We start from the raw sequence: 23,341 nt of genomic DNA on the forward strand, positions 1-23,341 counted from the left end.
CCGGTATAGATATCCGCCGTAACGTATTTACTTCACCTCGTATCCGCCGTACGGAATGCCGAGCTGATCCAGGACATTTTTTGTCTTGTCGTAAAAATAATCCGCCTCGTACCCCTTCCATCCCATGGGGTCGGCGTCCGCCGTGTCGTTTTTGTCCTTTCCCTTATACAGGTCGTACAACCGGTCGTATACCGCCTTGTATTCGCTGAACAGAAAGAGGCGCTTTTCAGGATCGATGAACTCCTTAAGGTACGCCACATACCGGTTCCTGTATGCATCCGCCGCCAGTATCTTGTCGACCAGCGGCCTTCTCGTACGATCGCCCCAGCTTTCGGGGATGTTGGCGGTATCGAATATATCCTGTTCGATGAACTCGCGGTACCCCATTTCTCCGTGCCATGCCGTACCCAGAGAAATATCGTAATCATAGGGAATGAAATCGATCTTTCCTTTCCCGGTGAAATACAGGTAATAATTGTTCGCGAGAAACCGGTAATCGTCGAGATTGCTGATGTAGATGCCCATCGCGAGAAATCTGATGAATTTATCGACCTCGAAATTGTCTTCGATATAATCGATGAAATCATCGCCCTCTCTGGTATTGAGGTTATGGATGAAATTAATGAAATCCGAATGAATGCTCGTTTTCGTGTTCGTTTTGAGGTCGTATATCGGTCTGTAATTGGTATCGAAATCCTTGACACCGACATTGGCACTGCGCACGGTTTCGGGGGTAAGATGGGCACCCTCGTCGAGATAGAGGCATTTATAGAGGTCCCCGTCGTTGTCGTTGCCGTAACGCCTTTTCAAAAAGGCCTTGTCCACGTGCTCGACGATACCGTAGATACCGTAGTCGACGGTCTTTCCGTCTATCCTGAATGTCAGTGTCGCAAGCGACATCTTCGGGACGGTCACTCCCACCTTTTCGAGCAGGCGGTAGCTGAACAGCTCGTTTATTTTCGTCTTGTTCGCGTATTTGTCCCAGGTGTTGTACCTGCTCCACTTGAAATTGAGGGCCTTCATGCCGGCGAAGCGCCGGCTGTTTTTTCGTTCGTATTCGAACGTCCCCTTCTCGAGATCGAAGGTTTCATCGAATTTTATTTTGAAGTGGGTTTTCTGATACTTCCCGTTTATCTCGGGCAGCCGCCGGGATTCATTGCCCCGCGTTCTGATCCCGACCTCCCGCAGCACGATTTCTTCTCCATCGGTCTTTTTATAGATGAAGTCCGCCTTTCTGTAATTGCCGGTCCGGTATGGTCTGCCGTCACCCTGATACAACAGCCTCACCGGGTGCTTCTTTGCGTAATCGAGCATGTCGCCGGTCATGCCGTCCCATTCTTCCCCGCTGATTTCGACGACAAACTCGTGAAACACGTCATCCGAAAAGACTTCATCGTACAACCGGTCATCGGCTACGGGACTCCTGTTGTCGCCGTTTCTTCCGTAACGGAAGACAAAATATTTCACGGGTTTTCCTTCCCCGTCGGTTTCTTCTTCCCGCATTATTTTGGAACCCTCGTGGATATAACTTCTCGTCTCGAGAAGTTTCCCTGCCCCTTCGCCCTGCCCGTACGTTTCCCTTCTCGCAAGCCCCGCTTCGTCATATATATAAAGGTAATAATATTCATCCGCGATTTCCAGATGATCGTTGTAAACGGCGACACTTTCTCTTTCCGGCCGGCCGTCCCTGTAAATGTAGCGGTGGTGGCCGGTTATCCGGTTATCGCCGTTTTGCACCGTCTTTTCGACAAGGAGGCCGTCCTCATAGACATATTCCCTGATTTCTTCGATCTCATACTTCCTGTTTTTGACCACCTGCCTGACCGGCCCGTCATCGCCGTATTCGAAAAACCTGATCTCCCTGACGTTTCCTTTTTTACCGTACACCGATTCCCTTGTCACCCGGTCGTATTCGTCATAACAATATTCCCTGTATTCATTGAGTGTATCGTCCCGGCCGTATTCGATTCGCAGTATCAAAAGATTACCGGCTGCACCGCCGCCCGATTTTTCTCCGGAAGCCATCGGACCGGCGGTCCCTTCCTGCTGATGGACGCACCCCGATACCAAAAGAACGCTGAAGAGCAAACACGGGAAAAAGATATCCGTCCGCTTCATTCCGCTCACCGATTTATTCAGCACAAGTGATTGAAACATCGATATTCCCCTTTCCTCTATGTCCGTGCGACGGCAACAATCTGCGGCAGATCGAGCGATACCGCATTGCCGTCGAAATCACCGTACATATGCTCGATACTGAAGCCGGCGGATTCGAGTATTATCCTCAATTCAAGCGGCGTGTACATCCGTTGGCTGAATCGCCTGGCGGCGGCATCCTTATCGCCTTCAATCCGGAACTCCGAATGGAGGACGCTCGTCAATGGATCGAGAACGTTTCGCTGAACGCATTGTATGCCGTCCGGCCTTGTTTTTTTCATGGCCGGCTGCAAGTACCTTGCGAGAAACAATTGATTGATGCAATCGATAACGACTTTCCCGCCTTTTTTTAACGCCCCTGCCAGGCTTTTAAATGCCGCAACCTGTTCGTCATCGGACAAAAAACCGATCGAATTAAAGGAGCACAATGCATAATCCGCCCTGATATCCGACGGGGTATTCCGGCAGTCGACACAGACAGTCGTGACTTCGAGGCGCCGTTTTCTGAAATCGGTTTTTGCCCTTTCCAGGTACTTTTGTGTAAAATCGAGTATCGTCACACGGAATCCCATACCCGCAAGATGAATCGAAATCCTGCCCCATCCGCCGCACCAGTCCAGAAGGTGACCCCCTTTCGCGCCGAGCAGTGCCATGGATTTCATGGCGGTTTCTCCCGCTTCCCCTTCGTCGAATTCCCAGCCCCAGTAATCCTCATAAAATCCGCTTTCAAAAAAATCCAATACATCGGTCTCATTCATCACCGGTATCCTTTACTATTTGTATATATCGCTATTATATGGGAAAATGAAATTAGTGAAAGCCGTAATTCTGCCATATTTTTACAAAGGATCGATTATATCGAAAATTTCGCACGGCAGCCGTTATTTTATACAGTCGTTCACTGCCGCTGTACATCGAAAGTATGGTAATAAAGCGGACGGTCAATTCAGAAAATCATTAAAAATATCTACTTCTTTATATTTCCTGCCGCCTTTATAAATTTCTCCTCGCTCGGCTATACCGTCCTTGTCCTGATCATACCATATAAGATAAGCGGTATCGGAGAGATAGCTTATCCATTTATCCGTCCTTTTATCTTCATCTCGATCCGACATTTCAACAGACATTACCCCGGATGTCGAATACAAAATACATTTTTCACTGATTCCATTCTCGTTTTCATCATAATAAGTAGCGAGATGATTGCCGCGTGTATCGTAACTAATCGACTTTTCATATATCAAATTACTGTTTTCATCATAATATTGTGTATTAAGGATATTCGAATCTTTCCAACGTGATTCTATGCCTTTGATTTGTTTATCATGAGTGTTTTTTAAAAGAGGACGATTTCTATAATAAGCTATTTCCCTTTTCAAATTTGAATTTTCCAGGATAAAAAAAATCAGGAAGATTAAAAGTACGGCAATTATACAGATCGATATAATGTCAAATTTATCGATTTTCTTTTTATTATCTTCATTCTCAATAGGATCATCAAACTGTTCATTTTCCTGTTCGATAATCCTGGAATTTTTAAAATCTTCAAAAAGGACGCGAATTCGTTCCTCATGTTCCGTAAGGGATTCAAGAAATCCCCAGCCGTGAGAAAATTGATATATGCCGTCATAGGCCGTATCGTTCAGCGAATGCAGATGATACGGGATATTGTTCTCGTCAAGTATTCTACAGAACAGGGTCGCTTCTATTTCATTACTGAAATCGATGATTCTCTTTGGTTCTTTCATATTTTTCTCCTCATTCTTTACGTAATCCATTCGATAGTGACGATATCCGTCTTTCATTGGGAATGCTTACCGCTTTACGCAGGGAGTTAAGCCTGACTGCTGCTTTGTCTTTTTTCATACCGGTACCGTCCGGAAGGGATGTTTATTCGGCCCGTCTTTTCCGTTCATGCTCTTATCTGCCGGCAAGAAAACCAAAGAGCACGCCGAAATCCTTTGGTCTCGGAAAAAACGCGGGCACCTGTTTCATGTATTCTCTATATTGCTTTCCGAATCTTTCCAGCAGCTCTTTCTCTTCCACGAAGCGTAAATGAATCCAGAACCCAAGAACAAAGAGGATAAACGACACCAGTGACAATAATGTGAGGGTAAAAAGCGTCCCGGCGAGATTCATGACGATCGCAGCCCCGTACGCCGGATGCCGGATTACCGAATAAATTCTATTGTTCTGTATCTCGCTTTCCTCCGGGAAATAGAGATAGACGACCGTCATGTAGTCGAATCCGAAGGTAAGGAGGGCGCGTACGGCTGTCGCGATACCAAGGCCCAGAAGCGGAAAAGCGAAGACACACTTGACGGCAAAAAACACGGGCGCCGCCGGACCCGCAAGGGAATCGAGCGGTACGGCGAGGAAATCGAACCGAGACGCTGCCCAGAACGCTGGCGAAAAATCGAAAAAAGGAACAAATTGATAAAAAGAAAGCATGATGATGAGAATGATTCCGGCCAACCCGACGGGCAGTATTCTGCGGTATGAACCGGCACCGTATTTTTTCCTGAGTCTGCCGCGCTGCCGCCACATCTGATAAACTAAAATAAATCCGGCAGCCCCTATGCACAGAACGCCCGCTGCCGGAAAAAAGGCTAAGACCGCTTCATTCACGCCTGTGTTCATCAATATGCCGGGAAGCCGATAGAAAACGGTAAGGATCACAAATTCGATCGCGCCGATAACGAGAACGTAGAGAAAAACGAACACGATTTTTTTCCCCGAAAGATACGGGACTTTCTCGACGAACTTATCGAATCCTTTCAGATGCATACGATACCTCCCCGGCCGGTCGTCAATTATCATGCATTGGACGCTTCCCTAAGACCTTCATACCGTTTGGCGGCTTCCGGTATCCGTTTGGCCGTCAGACTGCATTTAATGGTCAATAAACGGTAGTAAAAACGGCCGCGTCGGTCAAGGTCGCCAAATGAACTTTCATTGACATTCGTCTTTATTTTGATACCCGGTCAAATATTCCGGGTTAAATATTTTAAGTTTCCCGCCCAACACGGCAGTATAGTTCATACGTTATTGTTTCAGGAACAATCTCATCATTGGTCTTTATGATATTCGTTTTTGAAAAACCGAAGGATTCATACATTCTACGCGCCGGGATGAAAAAGGGAATATTCCCTGTATTAACGACAATCTTTTCCGGTTTCAATGATTTCATTTCTTCAATCCCATGAAGCAATTGTTGCTTCCCCATCCCACGGCCTTTATATTTTCCGACAATGCAGTTATGTCCTATCCGAATGTATGACGGCAGCCCATGCGGGTCCCAGCTGAAAAATCCGATAATCTCGTCTTTTTCAACCGAAAGGAAGAGATGGTTACTTGTCGCATGATAATTCGAAAAAATAAAGTCGTCGAACTCCCGCCATTTCACCATGTATAGTCCACAATACAACGGCGATCCCGCATACGCATCGGATAACAGTGATAACAATATTCCATTCTGATCGGCATTTATTTTTACGAATTCCATATATCCACATCCTGTAAAATAACGCTTCACGGAGACAAAACAATGCGGCGACCGTCACCTGAATCGTGCTCAGCATCATGTTATCCGTTTACCCATGAGAATATCGGGCTTACGGTATCCGTTCGCATCCGGAATAACGCCGATTATTCTGTATCCGTTTTTTTGATAAAACTCAAAGGGGTGATCGCCGATGTTTTCGATAGTATCAAGCTCATGAAAAATATCCGAAGCGTACAAATCGACCTTCGACAGGCTTGTTTTTCCCATTTCATCGTCAGTACCAAGCACGATATTCGATATACCTCTTCGCTTTACGATTCTCTCGATTTCGTTCAACAACCTTGTGCCGATTCCCCGTTTTTGAAAACCAGGTTTGACCATTACCGGATGCAGTTCCCAGGTAACGTTTCCGTACATCGGTCTCAACCCCGCCCAGCCCAGCAATTCGCCATTGCGGATATATCCGATCGCGATATTGCCGTTACCGCAGCATTCCTCCACTTCTCTTTCGGAGGATTCAAACGTGTCCCATGATGCCGAAGTTACCGCTTTCGATGCCGCATAGAGAACGTCCGCGGCCTGCTTCCTGATCCCGGGAGAACTTTCAGAAAGATTGACGAACATCGTCCCTCCTTAAATACGTCATACAGCGCCGCATACCGGCGGTTATATATGGAAATCCCGCCAACCGTTCAGCCCCTCCTCAACGTTATGTCGATCTTATTCTTTTTCGCCTTCTCCTCGAACATTTCGATCACCTTGTGAATTTTATCTTTATGACTTATGTCCCGATTATCAATGTCGCTTTCGACCGTTTTCATGATGTTTTTCACATCGACGAGCTCTAACAGATTAACGGCTATGCAATAATAATTCTTTTTTCTTCCGTCATTATAGGTTTTAACCAGTTTTTCGAGTATCATTATTTTTTCGGTTAGCACGCTTTTGTACGCATCGAGGTCCCGTTCCGCTTTTTCAAGATCGGCCAATACATTTTTATAGGTGATGAATGAATCGAGTGTACCGGTATTTTTATATCGTTCGCAGGGGTATGAGCGACATTGGAAGCAATATTCGACGTTATCGTGCTTTCTGCTGCACGTAATGACAGGGCAGGACGGGTGTTTCAGATGAAAATCAGGCCCGCCGCAGCCGGGACATTTCGAGCTTCCCTCCGTCTGATAACGGGGACACAATCCGCAGTTGAGTCCGCACAATGAAAACAACGGGTATGTTCTTGTGTACAATTTCATTTCATCCTCCCTTTATATGACGGATGCAAAAAAACACGAAAAAGATCATCCGGTCACGGCCGTGACAGACACACGGGAAGTTATTCTTCGTCGCGTCTTTCGCGCCATTCCTTCTTCAATATTCCGTATTTTAACTCGTCATGCCGTTCGTTATCCTTATAGCGATTCTGCCGGAACTCTCCTTCTTTTTTCATTCCGCATTTAATCATAACCTTTTCGGAAGGCGTATTTCTCATATCACAACTCGCAACAACCTTGTGAATATTCATTTTCGTGAAACAGTATTCAATAAGCAAGGATGCCGTCTCCGTCGCGTACCCCTTTCCCCAATAAGATTTGTCCAGGAAATATCCTATTTCCGCGATTCCTCCCGTTTCATTGTGTTTGATTATCTCAAACCCCGCGTCCCCGATATAGACATCTTCATCCAGCAGGAAAATCCCCCAGATGAACCTCTTTCTGTCTTGCCTTTTCCGGTCGGCTATTATGTTTTCGAACTCGAGAAAAGCCTCTTTCTCCGTTTTCGGCGTCCGCAATAACGACAATCTCCTGATTAAAGGATCTGAAACAAGTTTATAAAACCCCGTGAAATCGTATTGAGTATATTCCCTGAGACAGATTCTTTTTCCTTTTATTTTCATCGTTACCCGTAGGCGGGCCATTACGTGCGCCCTGAACGGCCTCCCGGCAGCCCATACATCGACTGCGGCATACGCCTCTCTCCTTTTCCGAAAATTACGATTATACGAATCGCTCTTCCGCGATAATAATCAAACCTTCCTTATCGACATCATACCCGTCATCGATATAATTGTCGAAAACCCTCTCTACCGGGAAACCGGGAAAAACGGGACTGCCGCGAGTGGAAACCTCCTTATATTGACAATATCTCCCTGCCGTGTTCTTTTATAAATTTCAACAATCCCTCATGACCGTCCGTCCTGTTCGAAAAAATATTGATCGTCAGCCCGGATTCGGGAACGAAGGTCGAATTAAAACCGATCCCGGCATCACACCCTGCGGCTGAATAACAAATACTTCCGCCCAGTTCTCCGATATAAACGCCGAGGCCGTATTTTTGGCTGCTAAAGAGTTCAACATGGGCATTTTTGAATTCATCCAATACATCTTTACTCAAACATTCGTTATTAAACAACCTCATCCAGAACACCGCCATATCGCGGCTGTTCGTGTAAAGACCGCCGTCGCCTCCGCCTCTAAGAGGAAGCTGATATATGTTTGAAATACAGCCCGAATCATTCCGGATATAGCCGACTGCAGTATTTCCCGGGAGTGCGTTAAAGGCATAAAATCCGGTCGATGACATTCCCAAAGGCAAAAAGATTTCCCTTGCCATAAACTCTCTGTAGCATAGACCGGTCAATCGTTCGATTATGATAGCCAGAAAAACATAACCGCCGTTTGAATAGGAAATCCTGCTTCCGGGTTTGAATTTGGGCCGGTTCCCTTCAAATAACCTCAGATAATCACCCGGTGTTTCCAGTTTATACCACGGGACGGATACGGAGAAATTGTCAGGGTCTTCTATACGTTCCTCGTCATAATAGTCGAAGATCCCGGAAGCGTGCACAAGAAGATCCCTGATTGTCGCCCCGGGATAGATAAATCCGATATCCTTTTTAAAAAGGTCCGTCATGTTTGTCGACAGTGTCAATTTTTTTTTATCAACCAGTTTTAAAATCCCGACGGCCGTGAATGTTTTCGTACCGGAGGCTATACCGAATTTCGTTTCCGAATTGTTCCTGAGATTATTTGCCATATCTCTATATCCGAAAGACTCATCGAGAATAACATCATATCTCCTGTAAATGGAGATATTCCCCGAGAAGCCTGTTTCCCCGGCGAATCGGACTATTTCTTTCTTCATTTTTGCTTTACCAGATTATATCCAATAGAAAATACTTTTTTCAAGTATCTTTCTTCTTTTCTTTCCAGTATTTTAAAAAGTGAATCGGTATAGATGATTTTCCTGATAATTTTCCCGCGGATGTTATGCACATAGCGTTGAATCGCCCCCATAAGTCCGGGCAGGTCGCCGGAAACATATGATATCGGAAACGGGACGGTCATTGAAGAAATGAGTATGAACTTTTTATTTCTGTATGCCGGTATCGGCCCGAAATGACGGGAAAGCTGGATCATTTTTTTGAATTTATCAATCGTTTTCATTGATTTGAATTCCTCTGCGTCCCGGGGTTTTTGCATAACATACCCTGTATGGCGGTCGAAAAATGTTTTTACAATTCCGGGTACATTTCCCCAATAACAAGGAATCCCCAATATGATGACATCCGATGCAATAACCTTGTTGATTAACGATTGAACATCATCCTGAATAATGCAGGTACCTTTTTTTACACAGACCCAACACCCCCTGCAGTTCCCGATTTTATAATCATGAAGATTGATTTTTTCATAACGATGAATGCCTCTTTTTTCAACCCCGTTCAATAAGCTATTCACCAATCTTTCGATTGTGCCGTTTCTTCTGTTCGTGCCGATGATGGCAAGTATTTTCAAGCTATTTATATCTCCAGTAAATAATTTTTCGATAACTGAAGGCTGCAATGAAAATACCGCTTTTCAGGGAACAACTCGATGTTTAAAGTAATATTATATTGATTTTCCGTAAACGAATTGCACATTATCCGGCCGCGCTATTCTAATGTTATATTAATTCTGTCATTTCATTAAACTGTTTATTCCGATACAGAGTAAACCCGACCATAATGAGACCCAATATGCATAAAAAGATAATTCCAATGAAATCAATAGTATAAAAAAACGGCAGTAAAAGGAAAGATAATAACGCAAAAGAAGTTGATAAATTCATAACGTGCAAACATTTGTAATTTTCCCCTTCTTTGACTACTAGTCCTTTTGTAATTGATAAGAAACCGACTGTATATAAAGTTAATAAATTAAATTTTGTACGAAACCAGATAGCATTATCATCATTCCAATATTTATACCCATTAAAATTAGAAATCAATCCCGCTTTTAATCCAGTCATTGTCCTCGTTCCAGAGTTGGGAATGGTAACCGCTTTGATTGGGATGCCTATAGAGCAATAAAATTTAGGGCTTATTAATAATAGAATGAGATCAATTATCATTGCAAGACTCATAATTGTCGCTAATATTGTCATTTCTTCCTCCTGGCATTATTAAGCAAAATAACTTTTATTATTTAAAATGTCAATTAAATATTATTTTAACGATTTAGTATTTTTCAGAAATATAGCACCCTGCCCACTCATTCCTGTACGAAATCATTTTCGTCAATACCAGGCAGGGATTCAGCACGTTTCCATATGTCTATATATTCGGGATACTTTTCTTTTATTGATTCTCCGTATTAAAAACTTCAAGTTCATACATGGAAAAGCCGTATTGCATTCGCCTTTTTTTCAAAAACAATTTCAGATACCGCGCCGTTGCCGAAACACGGATTCTTTCTTTCCAGTAAAGCCATGAATCACCGCCTTTGCCATCGGCCTCGTTGTGGAGAAGATCCCAGTTTTCCATATCGTCGGATATCAGCACATCATATTCAACCGCATACTGGCCGTCCCAGTGAACGACAATTACGTTAAAACTCATCGGCGTACCAAAATCGACGATGATATACTGGCCGTCTGCAAATCCAGAGCCCCACCGGGTGAGATCGTCGCCGTCCGTTGCATATTTCCCGAGAAGGTTCTGACCCCTGTAGTTTTCAACGGATGATACAATAGTGCGTTTTCCCAGGGCAAGATTGCGGGGCGGAATATATCGGGAAGGACCGGCCGGCCATTTCCCGGAATCCGGCTTCCAGCCGAGATTTCTTTTATCGATTTCCTCCTTGAACCTCCAGCTGTCCAGATATCCTTTCTTAATCTGCATGAAAACGAGCCATGATATTTCGTTCGTTTCACATTTATATATCTCTTCCGCGTTCACCTGTTCGTCGGAAAAAGACGAAGAAATGGACAATTCAGTACATATTATGTTGATGCCGTTCGCTTTCAAGGATTGCATGTTTTCGGCAGTCATTCCCCCATAGCCATGAAAAGCCACGGCGGCATTACTCCAGTCCACTTCGAGCCGATTGATATCCCGTATAACATCTTCCGCAGTCGATAATCCCGCATATGAAAAAAGCAGGATCATCGTATCCGGGGAATGCCTGCGAATCAAATCATACATCTCCTGTTCCATGGCCAGTGTTTTTGCGTCATACGGCGGACGCCAGCCCGTGTAGGGTTCATTGTAAATTTCATAAATCACCCAGGGTCTATCCTTATAGCGCGGAGCATATGTATTCCAGAATTTTCTCGCAAAATCGAGTTCGAACATTCCATTATGACTGCCGCCCCCGATGGTGATGACACAGTACAAATCATCTTCGCCGCACCATTTGACGATCGTATCCATCTGTTCCGCGTAAGAGCCCGCCGGGACGTCTGAATCATGCCGTTCCGCGTAAACATGCAGGGAATTCATTCCGAAGTCCTTTATTTCCCTTACCGATTCACGGTCCGGTAATTTTCCACTTGCATCAAGGGACCAGTAAACGCCACGCAATATGGTGCCGTGACAGGTAAGGACCGTCCCATTCCCCAATTCAGGACGTCCGGGATTATTTCCCTGCTTTATGCCATTAATATGAATACATGATAATATAATTAAAAATAACAGAAAATAGTGCGGAACGCGTTTTCTCATTATGCATCTCCTTTATATGAAGTATCACAGACCTAACCCTTTCGCTTTGATTTTCATCATATTAATAATAAAGGCCTTAAGGTCATCGGGTAAATCATGCAGGTTTCGTACTTGCACATTTCGTTCCTCTTCAAAGGATTTTCCCGATAACTTCAGCACCTTTTGTGCATATAATGCCGCTCCCATACTATGATCGGCCATATGGGCGGTTGCCACCCCATGGCCTATTGCGCGTGCAACCATGCATGCGGCCCTGTTTTCAATTGTTCCGGCAAACGCATGCGCTTCTCTCGATGCTTTAATCGCGTCACCCGTTGAACATTTGCCTTTTTCCCATTCTTTCGCGATATTTATGGCATTTATTAAAGGTTCATCCAATTCTTTTCCATAAAATGATAATACCCTCTCAAAGCACAATATTGCCCATGCCATCAATTTTCTATGATTATTTATGGTTAATTGTCCACCGCGATGTTCCGCTACTATTATTTTATCTCTCATTTTATCGTCTCACCTGTTGGGGCATACCCTTTTTTATATAACGGTAATCGAATAACCGGGGCCGGCACTACTAAAGTAAGTTCTAGTTCTTATAAAATATTATTCAATGCGATAAGTGTTTTTATATTTTTTGATATTCCATCCGGCCATTGATGTAATCCCAAATATTTCACCTTTTTTTTAAATGAGACGGATTGTCTCTCATAAATGAAACCGGATAGCAACATATTTGTTTCTGATTCGTTAAATCGAACAGGTCCGACAGTATGTTTTATTTGATCTTTATTCATTGGGCAAATAACCTGGCATTTAATACAATCATACAGGCAATGATGAGCGGATTTCGGCATCCATTCCGGAAATGGCTCAGCGCTTTCATTCCAATATGATAAGCATCTTTCATTGTCTATTAAAAATCCGTTTTTCCGTATTGCACCGGTAGGGCAATGTGCAAAACACGCTTTGCATTTTGTGCATCGTCTCGCCATAGCGACATCGGTCCAGTACTCATCATCACAGGGCATATCCGAGTAGTACGCGGCAAAAGAAAAATTACTGCCCATTCCGTCTATATAGCAAATATTATTACGGCCATATACGGCAAACCCGCTTTGAACAGCCAAACGTTTTAGCGGAAGATTTTGTGTTTTACAAATAAGATATCTATGTGTCGCCAATAGTCTCTTTAATGTCTTTTCCGCTTTCTCAAAATCAGACATCACCGGACTCAAACAATTATATTTTTTTTTATTCATGGTAAACACAATTTCTGCATAAAACGGATGGGGAATTGCCATGAGTATGATTGATTTAATAGGAAAATCCACATGCGGAAGCTCAAAGATGTATAAGTCATCAACAATCCATTTCTGAAAACTATTAAGTTCATAACCTTTTTTAAAATGATCGACTTCATTTTTCAATGTAAGCAGTCGTTCTATCGGGATGATCCTGATTTTTTCTCCATTGACGAAACCATCATTCATTTGAGAATGTCTCATTTATAATTCTTTCATCCACCTCGAAATCATATTGAGATTAACTTGAGAACGGTATGCCGCTTCACTCAGCGGCATACCATTGTCCATTAGTTCGCGTTGTATTTCAAAACAGCTTCTATTAAAACAAACCGCACCGACAAAGGCTGTCCGTAAAAAACCGGACAGCCTTTATCTTTTCCTCTTTATAGAGGCAGCCTATCATCAGTACTTTGCCTCGAAATGCCCCCAGGCAACCGTACTCTTGTAGTACACATAGTATTTACCGTCGATCTTCGCAGGCAGGTTGGATGCGGCAGCATACATATTGGTAAAGTTAACTCCATTGACCTCCAAAAAGGCAAGATTCCACGAGTTGATATAATTGCCGAGTGTCGTCGCTTCAAAACAGAACTCCCCGATACCGTTTTTGGCAAAATTTGGTGTTATTACCGTTATTGAACTGCATCCCGCATCACAGGTACAGCCGCCTCCGGGTTCGGCAGTCGGATCCGGTGTCGGCTCGACGGTGGGTTCCTGCGTCGGTGCTATGGTCGGTTCCGTTGTCGGCGGTACGGTCGGTTCAACGGTCGGTTCCGGAGTCGGCGCGCCCGCCGCTTCAACAAGAATATTGTCGACATAGTAGGTTTCGTCCGAAGCGCTGGTTTTCCCTTCAATGCGAATCTGGAGTGTGTTCCCGCTTAATCCGGAAATACTTGCAGTCGTTAACGCAAACCCGTCGGTATTCCGGGACCAGGCCACATAACTTCCGCCATTGATGCTGTAGTACAGGTTAAGGTAGTCCGTTGTCTCCATGGTCTGTGCATTTACCCCCTCGATTTCCGCGGAAACGGAAACACCCTCTGCACCTGATATGTCGATACTCTCGGAAGTCCATGTCCGGGTCGTTTGTCGTATCGAGAACCTTCCTCCGGATTCCGAATCAAATGTTTCTATCCATGGGAGTGCGCCGGGCTCAGGGGTCGGCTCCGGCGTTGGCTCCGGCGTTGGCTCCGGTGTAGGGCCGGCAACGGGCTGAATCACTTCTATTGTGGCAAGGTCGCTCGACAGGGATGACCAGCATATGGCCGGATTGCCGTCTGAAAGACACGCCACAGCAGGATACCACGCCTGTGCACCGGAACGTACCGGGAGTTCCGCAATGATTTGCCATGAATTGTATTCATAGGGACACCAGGCCGGAACAACGCTACTCCCCAGATCACGTTCCCAGACAAGAAAGAGTTTGCCGTCAAGTCCCGCCGCTATATCGACATCGCTTGCATTGCCGCTTGAGTCGACCAACGTTCGCGTACCCCACGTATAGCCGTCGAAGACCATGTGGTAAATTTTTCCCGGATAATCCGAGGGATTGTCATTTGCCCAATAGGCGAGGTGTATATTGTTATACGAATCAGATACCATGCTCAAACCGACGACGTTATCCGTTTCCAGTACGGTTTCCTGCTGCCACCCGTTATCGTATTCCTGCACCTTGAGCAGAATGTTGTTCGTATACGGACTGGTTGGATGTCTTTCGACCCAGCCGAGCATGATGCTGTTGTAGCCGGTAACGGCAACATCGAAGTGATAGTCGACTCTTGCCCTTATACCAAGCCATTCTTTGATGACAGGTTTGAAATCCTGATCCAGTATTTTTTTCTCGAGCATTTCAAGGGGCTGCCACACCATATTTTCAGGTGTGCCGTTATACACTGCCCATGTATGGAAAATACCTTTCGGGGCAATGGTTTCATCAGATAAAGCAGCATTGTCAAGCCAGAAAGCATGGATTTCATTGTTACCGGTAGCGACGATTCTTCCGCTTGCGGCAAAATGTCTTGTGCCGGAAACGAGCCGTATTCTCTCCCCGATCTCTTTTGTCACCGGATCGAATGTCTGGTAATAGACGGTGGGTACTTCACAATCGACGATATTTCCATATCCGTCATCGATATTATCCTTTTCTTTTCCTTTCCACAGAAGATGAATTGTACCGTCCGGTCCTTTACAGTAATCCAGAAGCCGGCTGCCAAAGTCCGGATCGTCGACCAATGGGGTACCGACGCTTTCCGTATCAAATGGAAGTTCGGAAACATGGATATCGCTGCGACCTGTTAAATCATTCCTTCCCTTGCTGTAAAGCAGGAGGCCATTGCCTTCCCCGATAATCCGTGGATTCCATATATGGGTGGCGGTATTGGGAGTGTATGAAGGCTGTGCAGGTTTCTCTCTTAAGAAATCCGGAGCCGACATCTCATCATTATATGTGGGAATCCCGTTTGCATCTATGTCAAAAACGATTTTCGTCGGGTAATCATAAAAGACAACGGCAAGCTCGTTAGGGTATACGACCTGAATTCTCACTCTATACTCAATCCAGTCAACGATATTCATCGTCTCATCGGATTGTGGTTCGATGAACAGCCAGCTGTAAAAATCCTCAGGATCATCCCCGATCAATATTGCATTAATCGCATGACTGTTTGACCCGTCATGGGCATCCAATGAGACACGATACAAAGGAATATTGAAATTCGATGAGATGGTTTCATAATATTCGTCAAAAATATCGCATTTATATGCGGTAAAATTAAAATAGGTCTGATTTGCGAAATTTCCGCAGACAAACCCCCACTGGTACTTATACGTATTCGTTTTATCAAGAGTAAAACATTTTGTTACCCAGTTTATACGGCCTGTTTCATCGAGTTTGTTCCACTGTGCAGGGAGTGTCTGGCCGCTGTTGACCGCATTATACACCCGCTGATAGTCAAGAATATCGACGACGCCGCTTCCGTCCACATCACCCTGTATATTTTCCGCGTATAATCCCACACTCATGTTTACCAGTATGGATAAATCGTTTACAGTCAACACTCCGTCCGAATCAACATCCCCGCTTCCATAATAATTCGTGGTAACAACAGGCTGGTAGAACGGATTATTACCGTCCCAAACCCGGTTATACGATTGGGCGGATAACCGGATTATATTACCTGATATTCCTGCCAAAAGACACATAAACAGGGCAATTGCCCTCTTTTTAAAAAACATAGTTCCTCCTTAACATAATAGCTTTCATACTTCTTAATCATGTATTGATTAATTCATTTTTGATCTATAGCGTATATATCATATCTTGTTTTGCCTGGTCCTCTCCTTTCTTTTTGGTCATGCAGCGAACCGGAAATCATCAGTATATTAATAAACACATTACCTGTGAAATTCTGACACCCGTACACAAATAAACCTGATTTCCCCGTAGTCATGATATTCTTCCAGCTAACGCCAATACCATGGGTTTCATGATCGTGATCTGAAACCCTTGAAAATTCTTTTGACAGGAGTCCAGCCGATATATTTGGGTGCCGTCCAGCCCGGCGGTATAGGTAATTTTTCAATGTCCATATAATTATCGATTCTCACGACGTTCCAGGCATGGATAACATCGTTATTGCCGATATGCAGCCCGACATGTCCCCAGTTTTTATATTCATACTTCAATTCTCCGAAACTGTCATAACTACCACCCGGCCGTCGTTATCCCGGAAACCCATTCTTAACATCCAGTCTAAATTCTTCTTCCTTTCTTCATACCATTTCCCGGCCTTTCGTGTATCCCCGTTAACGGTCGTCCGAAAAACCCGGATGCACGAACCTCCCCTTGCCCCACTAAACATGTTTTTAAAGGGTTATCGCAGCGCGTCCCCCTCCCCAGTTGTCCCTCCCGGGCTGGCCACCGGCGCCGCCGAAACAGGCTGCCGGAAGCCTTTCTGTAAAAAGGTCTCTTTAAAAACCTTTTCCACAGTATAAGGTATTATGAAAAAAATGCAATATTCGTGCCGTAAATAATACTTTTATACCGACGTAAAGAACCGGCATTGCAGTTTCTCCTTTATCTCAATAAAAAAAACCCGTACTTCCACATTTATTAAATATTTGGTCCCTCTTGAATAATTGCTTGTTTTGTTCATTTCTTTCAATTATTTTTTAATGAGGAGACCGGGGAGCCATGATAATTGCATAAAAAACGGGCCCGGTATTTTATATGGATGATTGTATTCGACCTGCCAGGCATAATTATTCCGTCTTTTTTATCCTGAGTGAACATAGGGAAAGCGGGGAGTAGGTTGTCAATGTGTTTTTAAAGCCGAAGTATCCAAAATGGCGAATAATGATTCGTATAGAGAGAAATCAATCTATCTCCACCCGGTAAATGTTGAATTATTGTAAACAATTGTCGTAAATTCTTTCGCGAGGTTTGTTGTAGCATCTTCTCCTCAACACTCCATTTCTGAAATCTTTTCTCGAATTCATCAATAACCTTATTGCCATATCTCTCCACCATCGCCAAAAACAACTCCAACAACCACCGCACAAGCTGCGCGATACTATAACAATTCAAATCCGCATGCAGCAGCTTTATCTTACGATACATATCCTCAGAAAAATACACGTGCACATGTTCCCGGTTTTCATCGGGATTATCAGAGACCGTACGATACCGGCTCATTCGTTGCCTCCCCCATTTATGCTCCTTTATGATTAAAGGATCGATGCGGGACAATATCCCGACAATAACGCCGGATAACGAACGACTTGAAACGAACAATATCAGGTTACGAAGCTTCCCTCTCATTAAATCCGTCATGATAAAATGAAATTCATGCCGACAGGTTTCTATCATATGACCCTCCTTGCGTAATTATTTTTATACATTGTATAACGCTAAAAAAATGCATATTGCTTTGTTTTTTTTTAATAAAGGAGATAAAAAATCATTCCCCTGTGTTAATCGCTGTCCGATTAATGTAAATAATATCACTGGTTTCCGACATTCTTCATGCACCCCCTTTTCCCTGTCTCCCTCCTGCGTCCACGCCCGGTAAAAAGCCTCGATAGCCGCTTTCCTTTTTTTATAAAAAGCTTTATCATATACCGGAAGGCAATTGTATTCTGCGACCGGAGATTGCCGGAACAAAGGAGGGGAGTATGGAGTTTACACATGTTGGCGGCAACGATAAAGGGAAAATCATTCTCTACGCGATAAGTACCTGCATATGGTGCAAAAAAACAAAACAGCTTTTATCCGACCTCGATATCGCCTATGATTATATCGATGTGGATCTGCTTCCCGAAAACGAAAAGGAAATCATCCGGAAAGAGGTGCTCAGGTGGAAACAGAGGGTCGCCTATCCCCTCATCGTGGTAAACGATTCGGTCTGTATCCCCACCTACGATCCGGACAAGATAAAAGAAGTGCTGGGAGAGTGAACACCGATGGCCGAACATCGCGTCGATCCAGGCGCCGTTGATAAATTATTTAAAAAACTCAACGCGGACGCCGAATCCGGCGGGTACCTCCTGAATCCCGACACGCAGATGACAAAAGACCTCGTCGAGGGACTTATCGTCAATAGAGACCGATACGGATACGAAGCCTGTCCCTGCCGTCTTGCTTCGGGAAACAAGGAAGAAGACCTCGACATCATCTGTCCCTGCGACTACCGGGACCCGGATCTTCTCGATTACGGGACCTGTTACTGCGGCCTCTATGTGTCGCAGGAAGTTGTCGACGGTAAAAAGGAAATCCGCCCCATTCCCGAGCGCCGCCCTTCGAAGGAGGAACGAGACATGAAAAAAGAACAAAAAAAGACCGAGCCGCTTGCATCACTCTCCCACCCGGTCTGGCGCTGTAATGTCTGCGGGTACCTCTGCGCGCGGGACAATCCGCCCGAAGTGTGTCCCGTCTGCAAGGCGAAAAAGGAACGCTTCACCAGGTTCCTGTAGGCGGGGCCTCATATGAAGAATATCTTCACCGCTTATTTCCGGGTAATAACCGGTATTTCCAAGGTAACACAAATGCGGGTAATTTATCGTAGGACATATGTCGTGCGATATTCGGGAAAATCACGGTAAACATAAATAAACGTCGGGTTTACTCGACTAAATTAAAAAAAGATATATTGCAGTAAAATAACTCTTGTAGTACAATAGTTTATTGTCATGAAAGGATTGATACAATACATTGTCATCATCATACTGATACTTCTTCCGGCACTGGGCATCATCACCCTGTTCGTCTTTGTCGTTCCCTTGAACCCCCTCGTGGTTCTTCCGTCCGAACATTTTTTTATCCAGGGATTCTGGGCGTATGCGAGCGGTGAAACGGTGATCAATAATTTCGAGAATACCAGAACACGCCTTAGTATCGAATACACCCTCGGAGGCGACTACCCGTTCGCCGGAATCGGCATTAATCTGGTGCAGTCGTTCCCTTTTCTCGACCTGTCCGGATACGATGCCATCAGGATTACGCTTTCAACGGAAAACGCCCGCCGGCTTTCCGTCGCGCTGAGGACCTTCGAGCCCGGAATCACCATCATAGAAAACGGTATGGAACCTCTCAGACACAGTGAAACCGCGATAGACATCGGTCCGGGAACGCACACCTACGATATCCCCTTCGGCTCCTTCAGGGACCCAGAGTGGTGGTTGAACCTGTATGTTCCTGGAAAAAAACTCGAAAAAAACAATTTCACCTATGCTTCGAAAATCCAGATTTTCTTTACCGAGGAAGCATTGATCGGCGTCACGGATATCGTGACGATCGACCGTATTTCGTTCCTGCCGTCCATGCTGCCCGTGGTTCTGATTGCCGTCTCGGCACTAGCCTGGTACATGACGGCGGTGTACTTTTTCAGGAGGCGGTTGCGGAGGCGGAGATGGCACGGTAAAAAACCGGATCTTATTTCATCCTACAATAAAATCGAATTGATCAGCTACCGGACGCAGGACAGTGAAAAGATAAATAACTTTCTCAAAGAGAATTACAATGATCCGGACATATCCCTGGCCGTCCTGAACAGGGAGACGGGAATTTCAAAAAAAAGAATATCGGAAATTCTCAAGGATGAATACAAGCTGGCCTTCAAGGAATTGATCAACCTGCTCCGAATGGAAGAGGCAAAGCGCCTGCTTAAACTATCGGACCTGAATATCAATGAAATCGCGTTCAGGCTCGGTTATAATTCGAACAGCTACTTCGGCCATATCTTCAAAATGAGTGTCGGGCTGTCACCGAAAGAATATCGGGAACAAAAACAAAAATCGTAGCAGCCCGGATTTCCTGTTTTCGTTATCCGGACAGGCGGCAATCATATTGCGCATATCCGCCGCATGATGAGTTTTTCGAAAACTTATATATTTTTTCATAAAATTGATATATTTGGCACCCTTAATTGAGAACTCACCCTTTCCTCCCGTGATACACTGCGAAAAAGTAAAATGAACACAGTTCGATATAGGGAGAAAAAGATGATAAATACAAAAAAATTATTGGGTGTTATTATCATTTCCGCACTAATGCTGTTTATCTTAATCAAGGCCATCCCGGAGACACCCCGGCTTAGGCGGTGTTTATACACACCGTACACAGCCTTTGCCCCGATAATGACACACGTCGAGGCAGGTCATCTGTCACGGTATTGCCAATAATACCCAAGGAGGATTTGTTGCATGAGAAAATCGAAAACTGTGTCTATTATTGCGCTTTCAATCTGCCTCGCACTCGGCGCAGGCGTCATCGATGCGGCGGCCCAGGCGTCACAGCCGTATACATGGCACAATGTCCGTGTAGCCGGCGGGGGTTTTATCCCGGGAATCGTCTTTAATACCGCAGAAAGAGACCTGATCTACGCCCGTACCGACATCGGGGGCGCATACCGCATGGATAAAAGCACAGGCCATTGGATCCCGCTGCTTGACTGGATCGGGTGGGACGACTGGGGATTGACCGGAGTCGTCAGTCTCGCGACGGACCCGGTCGATCCTCGGCGGGTATACGCCGCCTGCGGCACCTATACAAATTCATGGGACCCCGAAAACGGGGCGATTCTCCGGTCGAGCGACTACGGTGAAAACTGGGAGATATCGGAACTCCCCTTCAAGCTCGGGGGAAACATGCCGGGTCGCGGCTGCGGCGAACGCCTCGCGGTCGACCCCAACGACAACCGGATACTCTATCTCGGCGCTCCGAGCGGCAACGGGCTCTGGAAAAGCACCGATTACGGGGTCTCGTGGTCCAAGGTAAGCGGATTTCCCAATCCGGGCAACTACGTCGACGATCCGTCGAACGACTACACCGCCGACAAACAGGGGATCTACTGGGTGACCTTCGACAAGGACACCGCCTCCTCCGGAGGCGCCACACAGACCATCTATGTCGGGGTGGCCGACAAGAGTTCCACTTGCGTCTACCGCACGACAAACGGGGGGTCCGCCTGGCAGGCGGTTCCCGGCCAGCCGACAGGCCTTCTTCCCCATAAGGGAAAACTCGACACGATAAACGATTTCCTGTATATCGCCTATAGCGACAACGGCGGACCGTACGACGGCCAGATGGGTGACGTTTGGCGTTACGGCACGGCGAGCGGCGAATGGACGTGCATAAGCCCGGTCGAAAACGACGGGGTAACCGGCGAGGGCGATAACTATTTCGGTTACAGCGGGCTTTCCATCGACGCGCAGCACCCGTCCACCGTCATGATCACCGCGTACAGCTCGTGGTGGCCGGACACCATCATCTGGCGGAGCACCGATCACGGAAACACCTGGAGCAAGATATGGGACTGGGTCTCCTACCCCTCCAGGAGTTTCCGTTACAGCCAGGACGTCTCGGACGCGCCCTGGCTCGAATGGGGCGGCCGGCCTGGCGAGGCGGAAGTGCTGCCCAAACTCGGCTGGATGACCGAATCGCTCGAAATCGATCCGTTCGATTCGAACAGAATGATGTACGGTACCGGTGCCACCATCTACGGTACGAACAATCTCACGAGCTGGGATAACGGCGGTACCGTCAATATATCGGTCATGTGCGAAGGACTCGAAGAAACATCGGTATTGTGCCTGCTCAGCCCACCATCGGGACCGCCCCTGTTGAGCGGCCTCGGGGACATCTACGGCTTCTGCCACGAGCGGCTCGACGAGGTGCCCGAGGCGTTCTTCAGCGAGCCGAGGATTGCCACTTCGAGTATGGATTATGCCGAACTGAAGCCGGGTTTCGTCTACCGCGTGGGAAAAGGCGGAGAGGAAATCAACTATATCGTGCAAAAAAGTTCCGGAATGTCGAACGACGGGGGAAGGACATGGACCATGAATTACAACGAACCCGCAGGGATTACCGACGGGGGAACGGTCGCCGTGGGCGCCGACGGAACCTACGTTGTCTGGAGCCCGGCCGGCTCCCAGGTCCACTACTCCAACTCCGGCGGGTCGGCGTGGATGTCGTCGTCGGGTCTGCCCGCCGAGGCGATCGTCGCCTCCGACCGGGTCAACCCGAAAAAGTTTTACGGGTTTTCCGAAGGAAGGTTCTACGTGAGTACGGACGGCGGTGCGACCTTCACCTCGACGGTCTCAGGTCTTCCCGGGGAAGCGTCGGTAAAAGCGATCCCCGGCCGTGAAGGCGACGTCTGGCTCGCGGGCGGCGAAGATGGTCTCTATCATTCGACCGACTCCGGCGCGACGTTTTCACCGCTTGCCAATGTGGAAGAGGCCGATACGATCGGGTTCGGGAAGGCCGCATCCGGAGAAGATTACATGGCGGTCTACACGAGCGCACGGATCGGCGGCATACGGGGCATTTTCAGGTCCGACGACCGCGGTAATTCATGGATACGGATCAACGACGACCGTCATCAATGGGCGTGGACCGGGAAGACGATTACCGGAGACCCGCGGGTGTACGGCCGGGTGTATATCGGGACCAATGGCCGCGGAATTATCTGCGGCGAACCATCGGGGGGAACCGTTACATCGCCGCCCACGACCCCGCCGCAGGACACCCCGACCCCCACCCCGACGGCAACACCGGGAGTGACATTGGGGGATGCGAACGGCGATAATTCGATCAATATCGTGGACGCGCTGCTGACGGCGCAGTATTATGTTGGATTGGAACCGGCCGGTTTTATTACCGATGCGGCCGACGTCGACTGCAACGGCACCATTAATATCGTGGACGCACTGATGATAGCCCGGTATTACGTGGGGCTTGTATCCGAATTTTGTTAGTGATTTTATAGGAGCCGACGGATTGGGGACGGTATTGCGGGGAGTCCCCTCCCGAAGCTCCTTCGGGCCCGGTTCCATCCGGGCTACGTGTCCCTCAAAGCGGCCGGAGACGGGGCGGGGGGGGGGGGGGGCGGGCGGGGGGGGGGA

The 23,341-nt window shown here is 46.5% G+C and carries 20 protein-coding genes; 4 read left to right on the top strand and 16 right to left on the bottom strand.

All coding sequences use genetic code 11. The features are described from left to right. Nucleotides 1–27 precede the first annotated feature (27 nt). From JW881_14765 to JW881_14840, 16 genes are all read right to left on the bottom strand, one after another. Nucleotides 28–2,157 carry a CotH kinase family protein gene (locus JW881_14765; protein ID MBN1698775.1) on the bottom strand — a complete coding sequence of 710 codons (2,130 nt, stop codon included), beginning with the start codon at nucleotides 2,155–2,157 and terminating at the stop codon, nucleotides 28–30. A gap of 17 nt (nucleotides 2,158–2,174) precedes the next feature. Continuing rightward, the gene (locus tag JW881_14770) at nucleotides 2,175–2,915 is read right to left on the bottom strand and encodes a methyltransferase domain-containing protein (protein ID MBN1698776.1); all 741 of its coding nucleotides are present in this window, start codon (nucleotides 2,913–2,915) and stop codon (nucleotides 2,175–2,177) included. Nucleotides 2,916–3,098: 183 nt separating this feature from the next. Continuing rightward, entirely contained in the window at nucleotides 3,099–3,905 is an 807-nt protein-coding gene (locus JW881_14775) for a hypothetical protein (GenBank protein MBN1698777.1), read from the bottom strand. A gap of 172 nt (nucleotides 3,906–4,077) precedes the next feature. Continuing rightward, entirely contained in the window at nucleotides 4,078–4,944 is an 867-nt protein-coding gene (locus JW881_14780) for an isoprenylcysteine carboxylmethyltransferase family protein (GenBank protein MBN1698778.1), read from the bottom strand. Nucleotides 4,945–5,164: 220 nt separating this feature from the next. Then, nucleotides 5,165–5,662, bottom strand: a complete 498-nt coding sequence (locus tag JW881_14785; protein MBN1698779.1) for a GNAT family N-acetyltransferase — start codon at nucleotides 5,660–5,662, stop codon at nucleotides 5,165–5,167. A 75-nt stretch (nucleotides 5,663–5,737) separates the two neighbouring features. After that, nucleotides 5,738–6,286 carry a GNAT family N-acetyltransferase gene (locus tag JW881_14790; GenBank protein ID MBN1698780.1) on the bottom strand — a complete coding sequence of 183 codons (549 nt, stop codon included), beginning with the start codon at nucleotides 6,284–6,286 and terminating at the stop codon, nucleotides 5,738–5,740. A 68-nt stretch (nucleotides 6,287–6,354) separates the two neighbouring features. Beyond that, a complete protein-coding gene (locus JW881_14795; protein ID MBN1698781.1) occupies nucleotides 6,355–6,915 on the bottom strand; it encodes a DUF3795 domain-containing protein in 561 nt (186 codons plus the stop codon). A gap of 80 nt (nucleotides 6,916–6,995) precedes the next feature. Then, complete coding sequence (locus tag JW881_14800) at nucleotides 6,996–7,556, bottom strand: GNAT family N-acetyltransferase (GenBank protein ID MBN1698782.1); 561 nt, start codon at nucleotides 7,554–7,556, stop codon at nucleotides 6,996–6,998. A gap of 233 nt (nucleotides 7,557–7,789) precedes the next feature. Next, on the bottom strand, nucleotides 7,790–8,803 hold the full coding sequence (locus tag JW881_14805; GenBank protein MBN1698783.1) for a beta-lactamase family protein: 1,014 nt from the start codon (nucleotides 8,801–8,803) through the stop codon (nucleotides 7,790–7,792). Beyond that, nucleotides 8,800–9,456 (bottom strand): flavodoxin family protein, encoded by a 657-nt coding sequence (locus tag JW881_14810; GenBank protein ID MBN1698784.1) that lies wholly within the window; start codon nucleotides 9,454–9,456, stop codon nucleotides 8,800–8,802. The genes JW881_14805 and JW881_14810 overlap by 4 nt, the downstream gene beginning before the upstream one ends. Before the next feature lie 148 nt (nucleotides 9,457–9,604). Further along, nucleotides 9,605–10,084: a hypothetical protein gene (locus JW881_14815; GenBank protein ID MBN1698785.1), complete on the bottom strand. Its 480-nt coding sequence runs from the start codon at nucleotides 10,082–10,084 to the stop codon at nucleotides 9,605–9,607. 193 nt (nucleotides 10,085–10,277) lie between these two features. Next, the gene (locus JW881_14820; GenBank protein ID MBN1698786.1) at nucleotides 10,278–11,642 is read right to left on the bottom strand and encodes a cellulase family glycosylhydrolase; all 1,365 of its coding nucleotides are present in this window, start codon (nucleotides 11,640–11,642) and stop codon (nucleotides 10,278–10,280) included. A gap of 24 nt (nucleotides 11,643–11,666) precedes the next feature. Further along, the gene (locus JW881_14825) at nucleotides 11,667–12,143 is read right to left on the bottom strand and encodes a hypothetical protein (protein MBN1698787.1); all 477 of its coding nucleotides are present in this window, start codon (nucleotides 12,141–12,143) and stop codon (nucleotides 11,667–11,669) included. 89 nt (nucleotides 12,144–12,232) lie between these two features. After that, nucleotides 12,233–13,129: a 4Fe-4S binding protein gene (locus JW881_14830; protein ID MBN1698788.1), complete on the bottom strand. Its 897-nt coding sequence runs from the start codon at nucleotides 13,127–13,129 to the stop codon at nucleotides 12,233–12,235. Nucleotides 13,130–13,345: 216 nt separating this feature from the next. Beyond that, nucleotides 13,346–16,177, bottom strand: a complete 2,832-nt coding sequence (locus JW881_14835) for a hypothetical protein (GenBank protein MBN1698789.1) — start codon at nucleotides 16,175–16,177, stop codon at nucleotides 13,346–13,348. A gap of 1,090 nt (nucleotides 16,178–17,267) precedes the next feature. After that, entirely contained in the window at nucleotides 17,268–17,810 is a 543-nt protein-coding gene (locus JW881_14840) for a hypothetical protein (protein MBN1698790.1), read from the bottom strand. A gap of 305 nt (nucleotides 17,811–18,115) precedes the next feature. On the opposite strand from JW881_14840, the gene JW881_14845 reads away from it, so the two are divergent. The 4 genes from JW881_14845 (at nucleotide 18,116) to JW881_14860 (ending at nucleotide 23,194) form a co-directional block, all read left to right on the top strand. After that, a complete protein-coding gene (locus JW881_14845; protein MBN1698791.1) occupies nucleotides 18,116–18,397 on the top strand; it encodes a glutaredoxin family protein in 282 nt (93 codons plus the stop codon). Between the two features lie 6 nt (nucleotides 18,398–18,403). Continuing rightward, nucleotides 18,404–18,913, top strand: coding sequence for a hypothetical protein (locus JW881_14850; protein MBN1698792.1), 510 nt, complete (start codon nucleotides 18,404–18,406; stop codon nucleotides 18,911–18,913). 216 nt (nucleotides 18,914–19,129) lie between these two features. Continuing rightward, a complete protein-coding gene (locus JW881_14855; protein MBN1698793.1) occupies nucleotides 19,130–20,239 on the top strand; it encodes a helix-turn-helix transcriptional regulator in 1,110 nt (369 codons plus the stop codon). Nucleotides 20,240–20,641: 402 nt separating this feature from the next. Continuing rightward, a complete protein-coding gene (locus tag JW881_14860; protein MBN1698794.1) occupies nucleotides 20,642–23,194 on the top strand; it encodes a xyloglucanase in 2,553 nt (850 codons plus the stop codon). Nucleotides 23,195–23,341: the final 147 nt, after the last annotated feature.

The organism is Spirochaetales bacterium (genome assembly GCA_016930085.1).
Taxonomy (GTDB): Bacteria; Spirochaetota; Spirochaetia; order SZUA-6; family JAFGRV01; genus JAFGHO01.

What these genes read in the sequence shown, in the direction of transcription:
- JW881_14765 (MBN1698775.1), bottom strand. Translation starts at nt 2,157, where the DNA reads ATGTTTCAATCACTTGTGCTGAATAAATCGGTGAGCGGAATGAAGCGG.
- JW881_14770 (MBN1698776.1), bottom strand. Translation starts at nt 2,915, where the DNA reads ATGAATGAGACCGATGTATTGGATTTTTTTGAAAGCGGATTTTATGAG.
- JW881_14775 (MBN1698777.1), bottom strand. Translation starts at nt 3,905, where the DNA reads ATGAAAGAACCAAAGAGAATCATCGATTTCAGTAATGAAATAGAAGCG.
- JW881_14780 (MBN1698778.1), bottom strand. Translation starts at nt 4,944, where the DNA reads ATGCATCTGAAAGGATTCGATAAGTTCGTCGAGAAAGTCCCGTATCTT.
- JW881_14785 (MBN1698779.1), bottom strand. Translation starts at nt 5,662, where the DNA reads ATGGAATTCGTAAAAATAAATGCCGATCAGAATGGAATATTGTTATCA.
- JW881_14790 (MBN1698780.1), bottom strand. Translation starts at nt 6,286, where the DNA reads ATGTTCGTCAATCTTTCTGAAAGTTCTCCCGGGATCAGGAAGCAGGCC.
- JW881_14795 (MBN1698781.1), bottom strand. Translation starts at nt 6,915, where the DNA reads ATGAAATTGTACACAAGAACATACCCGTTGTTTTCATTGTGCGGACTC.
- JW881_14800 (MBN1698782.1), bottom strand. Translation starts at nt 7,556, where the DNA reads ATGAAAATAAAAGGAAAAAGAATCTGTCTCAGGGAATATACTCAATAC.
- JW881_14805 (MBN1698783.1), bottom strand. Translation starts at nt 8,803, where the DNA reads ATGAAGAAAGAAATAGTCCGATTCGCCGGGGAAACAGGCTTCTCGGGG.
- JW881_14815 (MBN1698785.1), bottom strand. Translation starts at nt 10,084, where the DNA reads ATGACAATATTAGCGACAATTATGAGTCTTGCAATGATAATTGATCTC.
- JW881_14820 (MBN1698786.1), bottom strand. Translation starts at nt 11,642, where the DNA reads ATGAGAAAACGCGTTCCGCACTATTTTCTGTTATTTTTAATTATATTA.
- JW881_14825 (MBN1698787.1), bottom strand. Translation starts at nt 12,143, where the DNA reads ATGAGAGATAAAATAATAGTAGCGGAACATCGCGGTGGACAATTAACC.
- JW881_14830 (MBN1698788.1), bottom strand. Translation starts at nt 13,129, where the DNA reads ATGAATGATGGTTTCGTCAATGGAGAAAAAATCAGGATCATCCCGATA.
- JW881_14835 (MBN1698789.1), bottom strand. Translation starts at nt 16,177, where the DNA reads ATGTTTTTTAAAAAGAGGGCAATTGCCCTGTTTATGTGTCTTTTGGCA.
- JW881_14840 (MBN1698790.1), bottom strand. Translation starts at nt 17,810, where the DNA reads ATGATAGAAACCTGTCGGCATGAATTTCATTTTATCATGACGGATTTA.
- JW881_14845 (MBN1698791.1), top strand. Translation starts at nt 18,116, where the DNA reads ATGGAGTTTACACATGTTGGCGGCAACGATAAAGGGAAAATCATTCTC.
- JW881_14850 (MBN1698792.1), top strand. Translation starts at nt 18,404, where the DNA reads ATGGCCGAACATCGCGTCGATCCAGGCGCCGTTGATAAATTATTTAAA.
- JW881_14855 (MBN1698793.1), top strand. Translation starts at nt 19,130, where the DNA reads ATGAAAGGATTGATACAATACATTGTCATCATCATACTGATACTTCTT.
- JW881_14860 (MBN1698794.1), top strand. Translation starts at nt 20,642, where the DNA reads ATGAGAAAATCGAAAACTGTGTCTATTATTGCGCTTTCAATCTGCCTC.